This is a genomic window from Alkalibacterium psychrotolerans, from assembly GCF_054784355.1.
In genome coordinates this window covers 26,195-45,510 of record NZ_BAAGPH010000021.1, presented here as the reverse complement: position 1 = coordinate 45,510, position 19,316 = coordinate 26,195, and the positions used below count along the sequence as shown (strand labels likewise).

Here is a 19,316-nt window from a genome sequence, read left to right as displayed (position 1 = left end):
GTATGTGTAAAGCTATTCTCGGAAATTTATTCTAGAAATCTGAAACGCAGTTTATTGTTTTTGACTTTCTCAAGCCTTTTTTGCTGTTCGAGCTTTTAAAAGGCTTGAGAAAGTCAGTTCTAATTAAATAATTTCTGTAATTGCCCCATTGGACTTGATGAAGAGCCATTATTAGCTATTCTTCCAATTTTTACACCTATTGAAGGTCTATGTTGGCTTTTCTTCAAAGCTGCTCTCACTGCACCCTTAAACTCCGGCTGGAGTTTCGTTGTAAGTTCCGGTATTTTATCTGTTAGCGCTTTGAGAAACGTTCCGTTCTTACGTGCAGAAATGATCGCTGCTACATTCCCAGCACCTTGAGCTGAAAACCCTCGTCCTTGTCGTTTCATACGATAACTATAAGGACGATGATTACTTTCGCAAACACCAATCCCTTTATTTACGGGTAAATCCCTCATTTTAAATGGTTTAAGACTTTCCCAATTTCTATATAGATAAGCTTTTAACATGGTAAGTTCTTCCTGATATTCAGTTGCTTTTTCATTGTTAATTTCAATGCGACTCTCCGTTGTAGCGATTATGGTTTCAATACGATCCCAATCGTATGTACGCACAGCTTCTTTCATTTTCTTTTCCATCTTTTTATCAAAATACATTCGTTGTTTGATTTTCTCGTTTACATGATAAGCATCTCTAAAATGTTCGTGTCGCTGGCATTTGCCAATGATTTGATGGAATTTATCTTTGTCGTAACCGCTGCCTCCATCACTGTTGGAAATGACGATCGTCTCGCGTATATCATACAGCGACTCTAACCAAAGGCTTGCACGTTTAAAAGCTTCTTTACTTGATACAGTACTCTCAAACATTTTAGAATTAATTAAGACAGGTCTTTTCTGTTTTCCTTTATACTCTACCCCTTCATGAAACTGAACACGATGAATCTCAGGACGTTTTTTCTCCTTGCCTTTTGTAAGCATTAACCCGTCACCTTCAATAAATAAGACAGGCGTTTTTTTCTTATCTTTCTGAGACGTCTCGTCTTGAAGAGGTGCTGTTTCTGTCCATTCTTGAATGGTTTCACCGACTTTTTGAGTGATAGTATGAATGGTCGTATGACTCAGCGAAAAAGATGTAAGAAGATTAATAGCTTCTTCTGCTTTGCGGTACGTTCCATCTGAAGCTATTTGAGCTGCTTTCATCTCTACAAGAGGAGAATTACGGATTCTAGGCTTTAAGCCGACGGCTTTATCAAAAGGAATCACACTTTTTTCGCCTTCTTTTCGCATACGGTGGCGTTCAAATTCAACGGTTCCGAATGTAAATTGAAGCGTACGGTCAGGCACACTGTCAATCTCATATCCTTGCTCTTTGTAATCATGAAGTAATTCTAAATCAATCTGTTTAATAGCGGCACTGAGTAACTGTTGAGTGATACGTTGAAAAACCGTTTCTAAGGCTAATTCTGCTTCTAAAAGGGAAGAAGAATCCTTTAAAGTTGTGATGATTTCTGATATAATTTGATTCATAAGAAGACCTCTTTCTCTAGCGTTGTCGTTATCTCTAGATTAAGGGTCTTCTTTCTTTTTGTCTAGGTCGAATTTCCCCTCTTCCGACATTAATTTTACACATAGTTATCCATATTGCTATTTATTTCACATAACTTTCTTACTTGTGACTTTCGGTTTATGCGTATCATTTTACACACCACTTCCCTTGTTTAAAATACATTCAAGGATATTAAGTGGCTGGTATTCTCTTCACTGAATCCTTAAATTAACTTCCCAATTTGATTAGACACACCCTTAAGGAGGTGCTAATAATGACAGAGGAACATGATGTNATTTCTGATATAATTTGATTCATAAGAAGACCTCTTTCTCTAGCGTTGTCGTTATCTCTAGATTAAGGGTCTTCTTTCTTTTTGTCTAGGTCGAATTTCCCCTCTTCCGACATTAATTTTACACATAGGGATTTATCCTAAATATCAAATAAAGACAACTGGTTTTCATCTGGCAGACCTTTCAAAGCATTGTTTGCATCCAGATATTCCATAACAGTCTTGGAGACTTTTCCTCTTCTTGACAAGTCTTCTTTAGATAAGAACGGTTCGTCCTCTCTCGCTTCAACTATTGCATTTGCAACGCTGCCTCCCAGAGAAGGAACTGCGCGGAAAGGAGCAATTAAGGCGTTCTCTTCAATGGTAAAGTCTGAAGCATGAGATTTGTAAAGATCCACCATTTTAAATGAATAGCCTCTTTCAACCATTTCGTTAGCAAGTTCCAGGACTGTCAGCAGGTTTTTATCTTTAGCTGTCGCATCCATTCCCTTTTCATTGATTTCCTTCATTCGTGACTTGATGGCATCTTTCCCTTGGCACATGACTTCAAGATCAAAATCACTGGCTCGAATTGAGAAATAAGCGGCATAGTAATACAGTGGGTAATGAACTTTAAAGTAAGCCACTCGCAGAGCCATTAGTACATACGCCGTCGCGTGAGCTTTAGGGAACATATACTTGATTTTCAGACAGGAATCAATGTACCATTCCGGCACATCTTCTTCTCTCATTGCTGCCTGCCAGTCATCCGGGATGCCTCTGCCTTTTCTTACATGCTCCATAATCTTAAAGGCAACATCATCTTCAAGTCCACGGTGCTGCAGATAAACCATAATGTCATCTCGACAGCCGATAACTTCTGCCAGAGGAATGTTGTGCATGCGAATCAGTTCTTCCGCATTACCCAGCCAGACATCGGTTCCGTGAGACAAGCCGGATATTTGAAGCAGTTCGGCAAAGGTAGTCGGTTTCGTCTGTTCAAGCATCTGCCGGACAAATCGTGTACCAAATTCAGGCACACCTAGCGTACCTGTCTTAGATAGAATCTGTTCTTCTGAGACACCCAAGACTTCTGTGCCGCTAAACAGTTTCATAACATCCGGATCGTTTACCGGAATATCCAGCGGATTAAGTCCGGATAAATCCTGAAGCATTCGAATCATGGTAGGATCATCGTGTCCTAGTATATCGAGTTTAAGCACATTGTCATGAATGGAATGGAAATCAAAGTGAGTTGTCTTCCACTTAGAGTCCTGATCATCCGCTGGGAACTGGATGGGCGAGAAGTCATAGACATCCATGTAATCAGGTATAACAATGATTCCGCCGGGGTGCTGACCGGTCGTTCTCTTGACACCTGTCAGCCCTTTAGACAATCGGTCCACTTCGGCTGATCGGTAATGCAGCTGATGGTCGCGCTCGTAGCCTTTTACAAAGCCAAATGCCGTCCGGTCCGCTATGGTTCCGATTGTACCAGCACGGAAGACATAATCTTCTCCAAACAGTTCTTTCGTATAATGGTGAGCCGTTGCCTGGTATTCGCCGGAAAAGTTCAAGTCGATATCGGGAACCTTGTCCCCTTTAAAGCCCAGGAAGGTTTCAAAAGGAATATCATGTCCGTCACGGTATAAGTCAGCACCGCATTTCGGACAGTCCTTGTCAGGAAGGTCAAAGCCGGAACCGACTTCTCCTTCTGTAAAGAATTCCGAATGCTTGCAGCTCTTGCAGCGGTAGTGTGGCGGCATAGGGTTAACTTCCGTTATTCCCGTCATTGTTGCGACAAAACTGGACCCAACCGACCCCCTGGAGCCGACGAGGTAGCCGTCTTCTATACTTTTGTGCACCAGTTTCTGTGAAATCAGATAAATAACGGAAAATCCATTTCCTATAATACTGTCCAGTTCTTTTTCCAGTCTGGCTTCGATGATTTCCGGTAAGGGATCCCCATACAAGCTGTGCGCTTTGTCATAGCTCATCTGACGAATTTCATCCTCTGCCCCTTCCATCTTAGGCGTATACAGTTCTTTCTTGACAGGTGTAATGTCGTCATCAATGTTCTTGTTAAAGGTGTGCGGATTGTCTATCACAACTTCTTTAGCCTTCTCTTCGCCAAGGAATGAAAAGCTTTCAAGCATTTCATCTGTGGTTCGGTAATGGACCGCCGGGTTATCCTTGTCAGAAACTGAAGAGGAATTTTGTGTTTCCAGAAGAATATCTCTGTAAACAGAATCTTCCGGATGGATATAATGTACATTTCCCGTTGCTATTACTGGGATATTCAGTTCTTCACCAAGTTTGATAATGTTCTTTATGATGTCTTCCAGGTCCGATTCATTTCTGACCAATTCTCTGGCTATCAAATCACTGTAGGCTTCTTTCGGCATAATCTCCAGATAATCATAATAGCTAGCTTTTTCTTTGGCTTCCTCATACCCTTTTTGCATCATCGCTTCAAAGACTTCTCCGCTGGCACAGCCGGAACCGACTAGAATCCCCTCTCTATGCTTTTCAAGGAAAGAGCGAGGCAGTCTGGGAACGCGGTAAAAGTAATTAATAAGTGAGCCAGAAATAACTTTAAATATATTTTTCAACCCTGCCTGCGAACTGGCCCATAAGGTGACATGACTTGGACGGGACCGCTTGTAAGCATCCCCACCGCCCATATACTGATTCAACTCGTCATGATACTGAATGTTGTACTCTTCCTGAGCTTTCTTCACAAAAATCCAAAGCAAATTACCAGTAGTCTGTGCATCATAAATAGCCCGGTGATGCTGTTCCAAGTTGACTTTGAACCGTTTAGCCAATGTGTTCAGTCGGTGGCTTTTAAAGGTCGGGTTGATGAAACGTGAAAACTCCAGTGTATCGATAACCGGTAGTTCTGACGCATCCAGCCCGTGCTTTTTATAAGCAGTATTCAAGAAGCCCATGTCAAAGGAAGCGTTATGGGCAACCAGTATGCTGTCTTTAGTAAAGGCCTTAAATAAATCCAGTACTTCGCGTTCCGTTTTCGATCCCCTGACCATATCATCTGTAATGCCGGTCAACTGAACAGTTGTATCCGACAAGGGGTGCCCCGGATCAATAAACTCCTGGAATTCCTCGATGACATTTCCTTTGTACATCTTGACTCCAGCCAATTCAATAATATTATCGTAGATAGCTGATAGGCCAGTGGTCTCCACATCGAAGACCACATAGGTCCCTTCATTTAGATTCAGATGTTCTTCGTTATAGGCAATAGGGACACCATCATCCACCAGGTTGGCTTCCAGTCCGTAAATGACTTTCACACCATGTTTTTCCCCGGCTGAGTGTGCTTCCGGATAAGACTGCCCGACTCCGTGATCAGTTATCGCAATGGCTTCATGTCCAAACTTTGCCGCCTGTTCGATAAGGTCGCTTGCAGCTGGAATGGCATCCATCTGACTCATATTCGTGTGGGCATGCAGCTCAATGCGTTTCTTGTCCCCTTCGTAACTGTCTTTTCTTTCATCGTGAAACGTCTGCGTAATGTCCTGAACATTCATGACTAAATCACGCATGAAGGTGTCTTCTTGAATACTGCCTCGCACTTTAACCCACATGCCGGTCTTAATGGCTTCAAAAACAGCTTCATCCTGCTCATTATTCGAGAACCGTTTGCACGTGAAAGAAGAGGTGTAATCGGTAATTTTAAGTAATAGTAATTTCCTCCCCGAACGAAGCTCCCTGACTTCACAATCAAAGACATAACCTTCAAGCGTGACTCGTCTTTCCTCTTCAACAATGCTGATCATCTGAGTGATTTCTTCATTGGAGGCAATGGCACGTCCCATTTTTATCGGCCCACTGTGACCAGCTTGTCTGGAACTTTCCTTTTTCTTTTCAACTGTTTCAAACAGTTTGGTGTATTCTTTCGCCAGTTGCTGATCGCTTTCCTCTTTCTGAACCTTAAACTCATTCATTTTTGTTTCACTGGCCTTCTGATCGACAAAGGCTTTGATTGAAAAGCTCGTCGGAAAGCCCAGTTTATGATAGGCTTTAGAAATTTGAGGTAAAAATTCCTTGTCGTACTTTTCAAATGTCAGTTCCTGATCGATAGGAAAAACCCACCTGTTAGCTTCCATTCGAGGGAAATTCTCAGCAAGTGCCTGATTACATATAGGCGAATCGACCTCACTTAACTGACAAGCCAACTGCCAATAGGCTTTTACTTTTTCAGTGGTTACTTCGGGATGAGTGGTACTGATTTCAACTGAAACAATTTTAATTGAATGAAAGGCCTTTTTCAGTGAATTAATCAGTGAAAGATAAAGACTGTAAGGCAAAATATCTGGAAAGTTAAGATGAATAAGCCATTTCTTCTCATTCTTAAAGACTGTGACAGTCTCAACCTCTCCGCCTTCCAGCCACCGTTCGTTTTCTTCGTTTACTGCCAGGTCAGCCTGCTTTAATAATGTATGAAATAGTTCAGATTTGTTTAAACTCAAGGTACAGCCTTCTTTCTTTTGCTATTAGTGCCCGTATAGAATAGAAAACTGAGACAAAAGTCTGCCTCAGTTTTACTGTTCATCCAATTAGATTGATTTAAGCCTGCTTGAGTATATCGATTGTGTGGAACAATTCGTCTACTCTCGCTTCAATCATTTCACCCGTCTTACGGATAGTGATTTCCACAATTCCTTCGGACGCCTTTTTACCGACAGTGATCTGTAGCGGAATGCCAATCAGTTCAGCATCAGTAAATTTAACTCCCGGACGCTCATTACGATCATCAATCAGTACAGAGTAGCCTTTCTTCTGCAGTTCAGTATAAAGCGTCTGAGCAGTCTCTCTCTGGTCTTCTTTCTTCATCTGAACCGGAATCAAGTGTACATCAAAAGGTGCAATGGAAGCAGGCCAGACCAATCCCTTGTCGTCTGCATACTGTTCTGCTACAGCTGACAGCAGTCTGCTGACACCAATGCCGTAACTTCCCATAATAACGGGAGTCTGTCTGCCGTTATTATCCAGTACCGTCGCATTCATTGCATCGCTGTACCTGGTTCCCAACTTAAATATATGACCGATTTCAATTCCTTTAGTAAAGGTAAGGCTTCCTTTTCCATCTGGAGAAGGGTCTCCTTCTTTAACCATACGAATGTCTGCATAAAGAGAAGCGTTAAAGTCTTTTTCAGGCGTAACATTGATAAAGTGCACGCCTTCTTTATTTGCGCCCGTTACACCATTCACTACATCCTGAACATGAAAATCACCGACTACTTTAACCTTTTCACTCAGGTTTACTGGACCAGCGTAGCCAGGTACTGTCTCAAAAAGCGTTTTAATCTGATCGTCATCTGCAGGTACAACTTCTTCAGCTTCTAAAGCCATGCGTAGCTTAACATCATTAACTTCCTGATCGCCACGGACTATAGCCAGTACCGGGGTCTCACCGTCAGCGATATACAGCACACTCTTCAGAATTTGAGCTTGTTTCACATTCAGAAATTCTGCTACTTGCGCTATCGTTGTCGTGCCTGGTGTATCCACTTCTTTTACTTCGAGTTGCACATCGGTATTGGGCGACTGCTTATACGGGCTGCTCGCCATTTCCAGGTTTGCGGCATAGTCACTCGCATCCGAATAAACAACGGTATCTTCACCTGACTCTGCCAATGCCATAAATTCTACAGAGTCTTTTCCGCCCATTGCACCGGCATCACCGATAATTGAACGGAAGTTTAGCCCCATGCGTTCAAAAGAATTAGTATAGGCCTGAGCAATTTGATCATACGATTCGTCCAGACTTTCATAACTGTCGTGGAAGGTATAGGCATCTTTCATGATGAATTCTCTCCCACGCATTAGGCCGAAGCGCGGACGCTTTTCGTCTCTGTACTTTGTCTGAAACTGATACAGCATCAATGGCAGCTTTTTATATGATTTGATTTCTTCACTAATCAGTTTAGCGAACGTTTCTTCATGAGTCGGCCCTAGGATGAAGTCGCGTTCATGTCTGTCTTTTAATTTAATCAAGTCTTCACCATATGTTTCATAACGACCGGATTCTTTCCATAAATCTGCAGGCAGCAGGGCCGGCAGAAGCATTTCTGATCCGTCAATAGCATCCAGCTCTTCTCGTATAATGGTTTTGATTTTTTCCATCACACGGTTAGCCAATGGGAGATAAGTGTAGATTCCTGAAGAAATCTGTCGGATATAACCCGCTCTCAAAAGCAGCTGGTGACTGATTACCTCCGCATCGTTTGGTACATCCCTAAGTGTAGGGGCAAATAATTTCGACTGTTTCATAATAAGTGCAATCTCCTTCGATTAATTAATTTAAAAAGAATGTCTGTATATCATTCCATGTTACGAGAAGCATGAGTATCAGCAGGAACAGTACCCCAATCAAAGTAATATACCCTTCTTTTTCTTGACTGATAGGTTTACCCCGCACTCCTTCGATAATGTTCAGCAGAAGCTTCCCTCCATCTAAAGCAGGAATAGGTAGAAGATTCATAATTCCCAGGTTCACACTCAAAAATCCAATCCAGCTGATTAAACCGAATGCCCCAGCCTGCACAACAGCTTCTGTTGTCGCGTAGATAGCTACAGGGCCACCCAATTGATCCACGCTGAATCCTCCGGTAAAGAAAGAAGCGAGCAATGTAAAGATTTGTGTAACGATAAAGAGTGTTTCTGAAAAGCCATACGTTAATTTAGAAGACAGACTCTCGTCGATATAGGCCTGAATGCCAATACGGCCAATCGTCTGTGTGTCAACATCGGCTGCTTCTGGACGAATGGTCTCTTCCAGTACTTCTCCGTTTTCTTTTTCAACTTCCAGTGTGATGTCTTCGTCTGGATACTGTTGAATAATGGCGACCATTTCGTTCCAGGAGTCAACCGTTTCCCCATCAATCGCCAGGACTCTGTCACCCTGTTCAAGATCGGCCTGTGCTGCGGGAGACCCTTCTTCTATTTCTCCAATTAATGGTTCCTGACTTGGAACACCGCCTTGCATAAACGCAAGCACGGTGAACGCAATGATTGCCAGGATGAAATTATTCATGGGTCCGGCAAAGTTAGTCATCATACGATTGCCGAGACTTGCACTTTGAAACTGACGATCTTTCGGTGCAATCTGCAGTAATGTCCCATCTTTTTCAATTAGTAAGGCGTCTCTATTGACATTAAACACCTGTTCTTCTTGCTCAAAACCGACTCGGCCGGCTATGAACAGATCATCATCAAAATTAAAGGACGTCACTTCCAGAGGTACTGAATCGATATCGCCTTCTTTTGGCTGTAAATCTATCTGTGAGACCTTTTCATCCTCATCCAGCGTCAGTTGAACTGACATGCCGGGACGAATGTCCGCCTCTTCTTCGTAGCCGGCCATCCGGACATACCCGCCCACAGGCAGCAGTCTAATAGTGTACGTAGTTTCCCCTTTACGATGGTGAAAAATTTTCGGACCGAAACCAATCGCAAATTCTCTTACGAGGATTCCGGCTCTTTTTGCAAAATAAAAATGTCCGAATTCGTGAATAATAACAATAATTCCGAATACGAGCGCAAAAGCTAATATAGTTTGTATCATGACTAGACTCCTTCATGCGTAGTTTTTCCTATAGTACACCAATAATAAAAATGACGTTCAAGACAAGCAGCATACTGTCGAAGCGGTCAAGTATTCCTCCGTGACCCGGCAGCAAATTACTGGAATCTTTTATTTTATACTCTCTTTTCAGTTTAGACTCAATTAAATCACCCAGCTGACCTATCACTGAAAGGCCGATCATGAACAGAAGTGTGAGTATATAAGACGCATACAATGGGAAAAACACTAAATAAACGGCACTTACAATCCCTGCAGCGACAGTCCCTCCAACCGCGCCTTCAACTGTTTTGTTTGGCGAGACTGACGGAGCGAGTTTTCGCTTGCCGATTTTTCGTCCAACAAGGTAAGCACCCGAATCAGTTGTCCAGATAATTAGAAGCATCAACACTAAAAAGGTCAGACTCGTTTCTCTCAATTGAACAAATGAGTAAAAACCAATGCCAATGTATGTCATAAGGTAGACAATCGAAGTAATCTGACTGATTTTAAACTCAGGTTTATTGAGCGCATAAATCAGCAGAGAAAGAGCTGTCAGACTGATCAGTTTTATGAGGACCTGACCTCCAAAAATAAAGGTCAGTCTCTGGCTGAAGATAAGCGCCCCTACGCCCAAACTACTGATTACTGCAGGAAAAGAAGTCAGTTTCATTTTTTTCATCTGTATAAATTCCATTTGAGCCAGAATTGCCAGTACTGCCATAAGTAATTCCAGTGGCCATGAACCAAACCAGATTAGAGGTAAAAATAACAGTAATGCAATTACAGCAGTTGCAATTCGTTTAAACATAACGTTTCCTCAACTTTCATAGAGTAATTACAGCGCCCCGTATCGACGCTTTCTGTTTTTGTAACTGAGAAGCGCTTCATCCAGTACATCGCCGTTAAACTCAGGCCATAACAGATTTGAGAAATAAAATTCACTATACGCATTCTGCCAGAGAAGAAAGTTGCTCAGTCGCTGTTCTCCACTGCTGCGAATAAGTAAATCAACATCCTGATAAGGTGCGATACTCTCTGTCAGCAAAAAGTCTTCTATCGTCTGCTCATTTATATCATCCGGTTTAAGACTGCCTTCAAGAACTTTTTTACTGATTGCCTTTGTTGCATTGACAATTTCAGAACGGCTGCCGTAATTAAATGCAAAATTCAAAATCATCCCGGTATTATCTTTAGTCTGATCCATTGCCTTCTTAATCGCTTTTTTAGTTGAAGATGGAACATTTTCTTCAAATCCAATCATATTCACTTTGACATTGCGTTCCTGAAGCTCCGGAACAAACTTGTCAAAAAAGCGTATGGGCAGTTGCATCAGAAAGTGGACTTCCTGAGGTGGCCGTTTCCAGTTTTCAGTGGAAAACGCATAAAGTGTCAGCACTTTGATGCCTCTTTCGCTTGCCCGCATAGTTACGCGCCTTACAGCTTCCATTCCTTCTTCATGTCCATATTTTCTTGGCTTATTTTGTTGTTCAGCCCATCGGCCGTTACCATCCATAATCATGGCAACATGATCGGGTATATTGCGTTCATCGTTCTTGGCCATATTTTGAGGTGCGTGTGCACCATACCCTCCTAGTATTAAGTCATCTCTTCTATTGTAGTAAAAAAAGACAGAAATTACCATAAAAATTAAAAAGCCTTTAAGCTATTTTAAATCGTTCTGTTTTTAGTCTCTTTTGTTATTTGCTATACTGTAAGTGTGAGACGAATGGATATGTTAATTTCATGTTAAGGAGGAACGTTGTATGAGACGTTTAAGAAAGTATATCATAAGTATAGTTGTGACTTCGGTCGTCACAAAACTGGTGAATAAATACATTATCAGTAAGCTTTAAAATTAAAAAAGGAGAGCACGCTTGTCTCTTTAAGGAATCTCATTGCTGATTGACCTTAAAGAAAGACAGGCTGCTCTCCTTATTTATTTAACCTTCCAGTATTTCTTTTTCTTTTTCTGCAGATAATTTATCCACTGCCGCAACGCTGGCATTTGTCAGTTTCTGAACTTCATCTTCATAAAAATGCACATCATCTTTAGTCAGATCATCATCTTTTTTAATTGAATCAATGGCATCTCGACGGATATTACGGATAGCAATTTTGGCATTTTCTGCTTCTTTTCCGACCTGCTTAGCCACTTCTTTACGTCTTTCCTCTGTCAATGCAGGAACAATCATGCGAATAACATTTCCGTCATTTGCAGGTGGAATGCCCAAATCTGCCTGATTAATGGCCTTTTCAATTTCACCCAGTGCTGTTTTATCAAAAGGTGTAATCAGTAGAACACGCGGTTCAGGTACACTGATTTGAGCCAGTTGATTCAGTGGAGTTGGTGCACCATAATAATCAACATGCACACGGTTCAACAGGCTAGGATTTGCTCTTCCTGCTCTGATATTCCCAAGCTCTCTTACATAAGCCTGTTCTGCTTTAATCATTCTACTTTTTGTATCTTTTAAAATTGCCTCAGTCATTATTCTTCCTCCTAACAGTTGTTCCAATCGTATCACCCAAGGCGACACGTTTGATGTTTCCTTTTTTATTCAGATTAAATACTACTAACGGAATATCGTTATCCATGCTCAATGATGATGCAGTCGTATCCATTACTTGAAGAGACTTGTTGATAATATCAAGGTAAGTCAGTTCTTCGTATTTAACAGCGTTGGCATCAAGCTTCGGATCAGCTGAATAGACACCGTCAACATTATTCTTAGCCATCATGATAACATCCGCATGCATTTCTGCAGCTCTAAGAGCAGCTGTCGTATCCGTTGAGAAATACGGACTGCCTGTACCACCGGCAAAAATTACGACGCGGCCTTTTTCAAGATGCCTAATGGCTTTTCTTCTGATGTAAGGTTCAGCTACTTGTCTCATTTCAATTGAAGTCTGCACACGCGTAGGTACACCAACATTTTCCAGCGAGTCCTGAAGTGCCAGTGCATTCATGATTGTTGCAATCATTCCCATGTAATCAGCCTGAGAACGTTCCATCCCCATTTCTGCTCCTACATGTCCGCGCCAAATATTTCCACCGCCGACAACAATGGCAATTTCAATTCCCAGTGCGTGAACATCTTTAATCTCCTGGCAGATTTCCTGAATGGTCGGTGGCTGAATGCCAAATCCAGTGTCACCGGCTAACGCTTCTCCACTCAATTTAAGTACAATTCGCTTATACTTCGCTTCTTCCATAACTATTTTCCCTCCATCATTCATACGACACCATTTTACCATACAACCTCATTGAGGTCATTATAAAATATAACGTCTCTCACTCGTCTATGGTTAAAATTGCTATAAAAAAAGCGGGGAAAAAGCCCCCGCTTTATATTATTATTTTTTACCTAATTGACTTTGAACTTCAGCTGCAAAATCTTCAGAACGTTTTTCAATTCCTTCTCCAACTTCATAACGGATGAATGATTTGATTGACGCACCTTTTTCGCTCAAGTACTCACCAACTGTTTTGTCAGGATCTTTAACATATGGCTGATCTACAAGACTCACTTCAGCTAACCATTTGTTTAGACGGCCCTGTACCATTTTTTCAACGATATTAGCAGGTTTTCCTTCGTTTTTCGCCTGTTCAGTCAACACGCTTAATTCGTGATCGCGCTCTTCTTGAGAAACGTCTTCACGAGTAAGGAATTTAGGGTTGATGGCAGCGATGTGCATAGACACATTACGCGCTACTTCAACATCATCAGTTCCTTCAATAGTAGAAAGAACAGTAATGCGTCCGCCCATGTGCTCGTAGTCACCGAAAACATCGTTGTCAGTTTTTTCAACAACGGCAAAACGACGGAAAGTGATTTTCTCACCAATAGTCTGAGTTGCTTCTGTAATAGTGTCCTGAATGCTTTCGCCATTCATATCCAGTGTCAATGCTTCTTCAACAGATGCAGGCTTGTTGTCTGCAACTGTTTTAGTAATGCCTTTAACTAGATTCTGGAATTTGTCATTTTTAGATACAAAGTCAGTTTCAGAGTTGATTTCAGCAATCGCTGCAACGTTTCCGTCGATATGAACGTTTGCTAAACCTTCAGCCGCAATACGGTCTGCTTTCTTAGCTGCTTTTGACACACCTTTTTCTCTCAGGTAGTCAACCGCTGCATCCATGTCTCCATCAGTTTCAACGAGTGCTTTTTTAGCGTCCATCATTCCAACGCCTGTTTTGTCACGTAATTCTTTAACTTGAGCTGCTTTAATATTTGCCACTATTTAGTTCCTCCTTAGTAGAATAAAGTGATGAATCAAAATGAAATTACTCGTTGTCGCCTTCGACAACTTCTACGATTTCATCTAAAGAGTCAGATTTAGCTTCTTCTTCAAAGCCTTCTTCTCCCTGGTTTCCTTCAATAACAGCGTCAGCCATTGTTTTAGTTAACAATTTAACTGCACGAATAGCATCATCGTTTGAAGGGATGATTACGTCGATTTCATCTGGATCACAGTTTGTGTCTACCATAGCCACAATAGGAATATTCAATTTCTGAGCTTCTTTAACTGCAATGTGCTCTTTTCTTGGGTCTACAACAAACAATACGTCAGGACGCTTAGGCATGTCTTTGATTCCGCCTAAGAATTTTTCCAGACGATCGCGTTCTTTAATCAAGATACCGACTTCTTTTTTAGGTAGGACATCGAATGTGCCGTCTTCTTCCATTTTTTCAATCTGTTTCAAACGTTTAATACGCTTCTGGATAGTATCCCAGTTTGTAAGAGTTCCACCCAACCAACGGTGGTTGATGTAGAAAGCGCCCGCTCTTTGTGCTTCTTCTTTGATAGCATCCTGAGCTTGTTTTTTAGTTCCGACGAACAATACTGTTCCGCCGTCTTCTGCGATATCACGTACAAAGTTATACGCCTGGTCAATCAACTTAACAGTTTTCTGCAAGTCGATGATGTAGATACCGTTTCTTTCTGTAAAGATGTAAGGCTTCATTTTAGGGTTCCAGCGTCTTGTCTGGTGACCAAAATGTACACCTGATTCTAATAATTGTTTCATTGATACAACTGCCATTTGTCATTCCTCCATTTGGTTTTATATTTTTCCTCCCACGGCTTCTACTGTCCGGACACTCCATGGCAACAGAGCACCATCCGAGACATCCACCGAAGTGTGAAATTAGTGCTTAATGCACCGCTAGTAAGTATACTACATTTAGATAGATAATGCAACCTAGATTTAAATTAATGTTGCGCAATTGTGGATTCTGTAGCATACTAGAAACAGAATAATTAAAGGAAGTGTGTAGTCGTGTTTTACTCATTTATTCGCATCATTGTTCGCCTGCTTGTCTGGATTCTCAATGGCAGACCAGATGTACAGGAAAAACAAAATTTACCCGTGGATGATAATTACATCTTAATCGCACCTCACCGTTCATGGATAGACCCGGTATTTCTCGTACTTGCCGCCTCTCCCAAGCAATTCAGCTTCATGGCAAAAAAAGAATTGTTTAAGTATCCGGTTTTCAATTGGCTGATTAAAAAAATGAACGCCTTTCCTGTCGACCGACATAAGCCAGGACCAAGCGCCATCAAGACTCCTGTCAAGATTCTAAAAGAGACTGACCTGGGTGTCGTCATTTTCCCAACCGGCACAAGACATTCCACCGAACTGAAAGGCGGAGCTGTCACAATTGCTAAAATGAGCAAGAAACCAATTGTACCTGTTGTATACAAAGGGCCCTATACCTTCAAAGATCTTTTAAAACGTAAAAAAGCCAGTGTGCGTTTCGGCAGACCCTTTACCGTCGAACGTCGACTAGACGGTGTAGATGACATCAACGCTCACTACTCTAAACTGATTCAGTCAGAATTTGACCGCCTGGACAGCGAAATTTAAAAAAACATCCCTTGAGAAGATTCCCGGAAGTGAGCGTAAGTCACTCCCTGCCCTTCTCTTAGGGATGTTTTTTTAAGTTTGAAGTCCTATATTCTGCAGTTCATACATATCTTTATAGAGACCGCCTCTTTCAATCAACTCATCGTGTGTGCCACGTTCAACGATATGACCTTTATCCAGTACTAATATCTGGTCGGCGTCGCGGATTGTAGACAAGCGGTGGGCAATGGCTACCGTTGTTCGTCCCTGACGCATGCGTTCCAGACCTTCTTGAATAAGGGACTCTGTTTCAGTATCTATATTAGCTGTGGCTTCATCCAAAATCAGAATTTTCGGATCTCGCACAATCGTTGAAGCAAAAGAAATCAGCTGTTTCTGACCACTAGAGAAACTGGCGCCTCTTTCAACTACCCGTGCATCATACTGCCCGGGCAGGTCCTCTATAAATTGATCCGCTTGTACAAAGCGAGCTGCTTCGATGATTTCTCTATCCGTAATCGCCTTATTCATCAGCCGGATGTTATCTTTAATCGTCCCGTAAAACAGGAAGGAATCCTGCAGGACTAACCCTGTCCGCTGACGCAATTCTCTGATTGGGAATTCTCTGATGGACTGACCGTCAATCAGAACCTCTCCTTCTTGAAACTCATAAAAACGCATCAGCACATTTATAATGGACGATTTCCCGCTTCCGGTATGTCCGACAAGGGCAACGGTTTCTCCAGGATTGACCGTGAATGAAATGTCATCCAGAACCTTATTTTTTCCATCATAAGAAAAGGATACATTTTTGAATTCTACTTTTCCTTCCTTAACTAGAGCCTTCGCACTATCTTTCTGTTCAGGTACAAATTCTTCATTGTCCATCACAGTCAGAATCCGGCTGCTTGATACTACACCATCCTGGAACAAGCTCAAACTGTCCATTAAACGTGTAAGCGGTCGGAAAAAGTCATTGGCGTAGGAGGTGAATGCATAAATAATTCCCACTTCAATTGGACTATTCAGTGCTTCAATACCGAATATTGCCAGTATGAGAACAACCGATAGAGTATAAAGCATATTGATAACCGGACTTAACAGCAGTGCATTGATGCGGACCATCGAGAAACGGGAATCAAAATAAGATTTATTTGTTTCTTCAAACTCTTTCTGTAGACGTCTTTCCTGTCTGAACTGCTTGATAACTGACATCCCATTAATTGTTTCAGCTAGCTTAGTATTCAACAGGCTCAATTTAGACTTCATTTCCCGGTAAGTTCGCGAGCTGTACACCTGATAAAATCGGATGACCAGCAGAAGGACCGGAGCGAAAATAAGAATCCATAACGTTACCGTTACATCCAGAAGGAACATGGCTCCAAGCGAAATAACTACTCCAAACACACCTTGCATAATGGTCAGGAAGACATGCCAGAAATCTTTCATTGCTTCTGTGTCATTTGTCGCACGAGTAATAATCCACCCGGTGGATGTCTGATCAAAGAAACGCATACCCAAATTATGCAGTTTGGTAAACAGGTGAAACCTGATATTCTGAACAGTTTTTTCAGATGCCATATTGAAAATATACAGCTCGAAATACCAGACGGTCATCCTCAAGACAGTCACACTCAGATGCAGTCCTGCAAAGAACAAGATAGTCTGCAGTGCGACTGCTCCAGTGGCAAGATGATCATCTATAAAAATCTGAATTATACGGGGTAAAGCGGCGTTGGTAACAGCCAGTGCTACACTGAAAACAATCGCAAGCATAAACTGATTTTTATAGGGATAGGCAAATGACATAATACGCTTAATGATTGTCATCTGTTCCTTGAAAGGAATGGATCGCCTTTTGGATAGTTCTTCCTGTTCCATTATTCATCGCCCCCTTCTATTTTTCTTTCAAGTTGCTGCTGTTCAAACATGTCCTTATACCAGCCGTCAACAGCAAGCAGCTCATTGTGCGTTCCTCTTTCCACAATTTTACCGTCATCAATTACAATTATTTCCTCTGCGTGCATAACTGAACTGATACGGTGTGCTGCTATAATAGTCGTCTGACCCGCTCTGATTTCCTTCAAACCGGACAAGATACTTTCTTCCGTTTTGGCATCCACGGCAGAAAGCGAGTCATCTAAAATCATCAGTTCAGGATTGATTAGAATGGCTCTGGCTATTGAAATACGCTGTTTCTGCCCTCCTGATAAGGAGACCCCGCGTTCACCGACTTCGGTATCATACCCTTCAGGCAGTTCGCTAATGTCATCGTGAATATCTGCCAGCTTAGCAGCCGCCTCAACAGCGTCCTGTGATAATGACGGATCGGCAAAACGAATGTTTTCTCTTATCGTATTGGAAAAGAGATAATTATCCTGTGGAACATATCCAACATGTTTTAACAAAGCATCTAAGGTATAATCGCGAATGTCGTACCGTCCATAGGCAATTTTTCCTTTATATTCATCATATTCTCTCAAGAGCAGTTTAAGAATCGTTGTTTTTCCTGCACCAGTTTTCCCTACTATCCCCAGGGTCCCACCTGCTTGAAGTCTGAAATGAATCGAATTCAGCGCTTCTGAATTGTCATCAGGGTAGCGGAACGAATCAACAGCATAGTTCAATTCTCCTGAGATTGGTTCGTTTACTGCACCCTGTCGTTCTTCAATAGAAGTGTCCTCGTTCAGCAAATTTTCTATTCTGTCATAACTGGCAGACCCACGTTCAATAATATTAAACAGTCGTCCAATGGCAAACATCGGCCAGACAAGCATGCCAATATAGTTAATAAAGGTGACGAAATCACCAATTGAAATTTCATTGCCGCTGATTAATAATCCACCCACAAGAATTGTCAGAAAATACGAAATTCCCATGATAAAGGTAATGGTCGGATCGAAAAGAGAATCTATTTTATAGACAGACTTATTCTTCAGAACTACATTGTCTGTCTGTGCAGAAAATTCCTCTATGTCCTCTTTTTCCTGACCAAATGTTTTAATCACTTTTATCCCCTGGATACTTTCCTGTACTTTATCATTCAGTTGAGAAAATGCCGCTTGTGCATCTCTGAAACGTAAATGAAGTTTTCGTCCGAGCACACGCGAAGCCAATGCCAGAAACGGCAGCGGTATAATTGCAAGTAAAGTCAGGCGCCAGTCTACAATAAAAAGCATTGCTAAAAGCGTTGTTAAACCGACACTCAACGCATCCGCCATTGTAAGAATTCCTCCACCAGCAACCATACGCAACCCACGTAAGTCGTTAGTTGCATGAGCCATTAAATCACCCGTACGGTATTTCTGGAAAAACTGATTATCCATATTTGTAAAGTGGTCGTACAGCTGCTTTCTCACAATCTGCTCTAGCTTTGCCGCATTTCCCCATATACGGACTCGCCAGATGTAGCGCAGAATGTATTGAAAGACAGCTGTTGATGCTAATATCAGAAGCCAGTAAGTCAGAGATTCCTGTGTGATAGTATTCGTATCAATTTCATCCACTACTATCCCTATGATTCTTGGAGGAATCAACTGTAAAAGAGCAACTATCAGCAAGCCGGCAATTCCAATCAGGTAGGATTTTTTCTCCTGCTTGAAAAACCAGCTTAATCTCTTGAATATCCCCATAATGCATTCTCCTATATCTTCTATCTATTGTGAAACAAAAAGTGACATATTGTCATATTGTGTAAAAATTAGAACGGACAGCAGTAGACCGTCCGTCATTCTAATTATTTCTTTTTCTTTTTGCCTGTTTTCTGTTGTGATTTCATCTGGTTCATCATCTGATTAATTTTACGTTCAGATGGTTTCTGACCCATTTGCAGCATCATCATACGCAGCATGTTTTCATCAATCGGTGGATTTTTCTCAAAGTAATCCATCATGTATTTTCTCGCGATAAAGAATCCGCCCACAAGGCCTCCAATTAACGCTAATAAAATTAAAGCAATTGCTAATCCTGTATTCAATTCGTTCACTCCTCTCGCTCTTCAAAAATTTCTTAATAAAATCATAAAACTGCTCACTGAACTATTTTACACAATTACA

14 protein-coding genes are annotated in these 19,316 nt (G+C 41.6%); 1 reads left to right on the top strand and 13 read right to left on the bottom strand.

The features are described 5' to 3' along the window. Positions 1–119: 119 nt before the first annotated feature. The 10 genes from ACYVLS_RS03245 to rpsB form a co-directional block, all read right to left on the bottom strand. Positions 120–1,529 (bottom strand): ISLre2 family transposase, encoded by a 1,410-nt coding sequence (locus ACYVLS_RS03245; protein ID WP_460321158.1) that lies wholly within the window; start codon positions 1,527–1,529, stop codon positions 120–122. Between the two features lie 451 nt (positions 1,530–1,980). Then, positions 1,981–6,312 (bottom strand): PolC-type DNA polymerase III, encoded by a 4,332-nt coding sequence (locus ACYVLS_RS03240; protein ID WP_460321155.1) that lies wholly within the window; start codon positions 6,310–6,312, stop codon positions 1,981–1,983. A 97-nt stretch (positions 6,313–6,409) separates the two neighbouring features. Next, positions 6,410–8,116 (bottom strand): proline--tRNA ligase, encoded by a 1,707-nt coding sequence (locus ACYVLS_RS03235; protein WP_460321152.1) that lies wholly within the window; start codon positions 8,114–8,116, stop codon positions 6,410–6,412. A 25-nt stretch (positions 8,117–8,141) separates the two neighbouring features. Continuing rightward, complete coding sequence (rseP, locus tag ACYVLS_RS03230) at positions 8,142–9,410, bottom strand: RIP metalloprotease RseP (protein ID WP_460321150.1); 1,269 nt, start codon at positions 9,408–9,410, stop codon at positions 8,142–8,144. 28 nt (positions 9,411–9,438) lie between these two features. Further along, positions 9,439–10,218, bottom strand: coding sequence for a phosphatidate cytidylyltransferase (locus tag ACYVLS_RS03225; RefSeq protein ID WP_460321147.1), 780 nt, complete (start codon positions 10,216–10,218; stop codon positions 9,439–9,441). 27 nt (positions 10,219–10,245) lie between these two features. Next, complete coding sequence (locus ACYVLS_RS03220) at positions 10,246–11,052, bottom strand: isoprenyl transferase (protein WP_460321145.1); 807 nt, start codon at positions 11,050–11,052, stop codon at positions 10,246–10,248. Positions 11,053–11,350: 298 nt separating this feature from the next. Continuing rightward, positions 11,351–11,899, bottom strand: coding sequence for a ribosome recycling factor (gene frr / locus ACYVLS_RS03215; RefSeq protein WP_460321142.1), 549 nt, complete (start codon positions 11,897–11,899; stop codon positions 11,351–11,353). After that, positions 11,892–12,623 carry a UMP kinase gene (gene pyrH / locus ACYVLS_RS03210; RefSeq protein ID WP_228587064.1) on the bottom strand — a complete coding sequence of 244 codons (732 nt, stop codon included), beginning with the start codon at positions 12,621–12,623 and terminating at the stop codon, positions 11,892–11,894. Before pyrH ends, frr begins: the two co-directional genes overlap by 8 nt. 141 nt (positions 12,624–12,764) lie before the next feature. Beyond that, complete coding sequence (gene tsf, locus ACYVLS_RS03205; RefSeq protein ID WP_460321140.1) at positions 12,765–13,649, bottom strand: translation elongation factor Ts; 885 nt, start codon at positions 13,647–13,649, stop codon at positions 12,765–12,767. A 46-nt stretch (positions 13,650–13,695) separates the two neighbouring features. Beyond that, positions 13,696–14,454, bottom strand: a complete 759-nt coding sequence (rpsB, locus tag ACYVLS_RS03200; protein WP_460321138.1) for a 30S ribosomal protein S2 — start codon at positions 14,452–14,454, stop codon at positions 13,696–13,698. A 237-nt stretch (positions 14,455–14,691) separates the two neighbouring features. On the opposite strand from rpsB, the gene ACYVLS_RS03195 reads away from it, so the two are divergent. Beyond that, on the top strand, positions 14,692–15,282 hold the full coding sequence (locus tag ACYVLS_RS03195) for a lysophospholipid acyltransferase family protein (RefSeq protein WP_460321136.1): 591 nt from the start codon (positions 14,692–14,694) through the stop codon (positions 15,280–15,282). Between the two features lie 72 nt (positions 15,283–15,354). Here the strand turns inward: ACYVLS_RS03195 and ACYVLS_RS03190 are convergent, their stop codons facing one another. From ACYVLS_RS03190 to ACYVLS_RS03180, 3 genes are all read right to left on the bottom strand, one after another. Beyond that, positions 15,355–17,142: an ABC transporter ATP-binding protein gene (locus ACYVLS_RS03190; RefSeq protein WP_460321134.1), complete on the bottom strand. Its 1,788-nt coding sequence runs from the start codon at positions 17,140–17,142 to the stop codon at positions 15,355–15,357. After that, positions 17,142–18,893, bottom strand: a complete 1,752-nt coding sequence (locus ACYVLS_RS03185; protein ID WP_460321132.1) for an ABC transporter ATP-binding protein — start codon at positions 18,891–18,893, stop codon at positions 17,142–17,144. Before ACYVLS_RS03185 ends, ACYVLS_RS03190 begins: the two co-directional genes overlap by 1 nt. 104 nt (positions 18,894–18,997) lie before the next feature. Further along, the gene (locus ACYVLS_RS03180; protein ID WP_460321129.1) at positions 18,998–19,237 is read right to left on the bottom strand and encodes a YneF family protein; all 240 of its coding nucleotides are present in this window, start codon (positions 19,235–19,237) and stop codon (positions 18,998–19,000) included. Between the last annotated feature and the right edge of the window lie 79 nt (positions 19,238–19,316).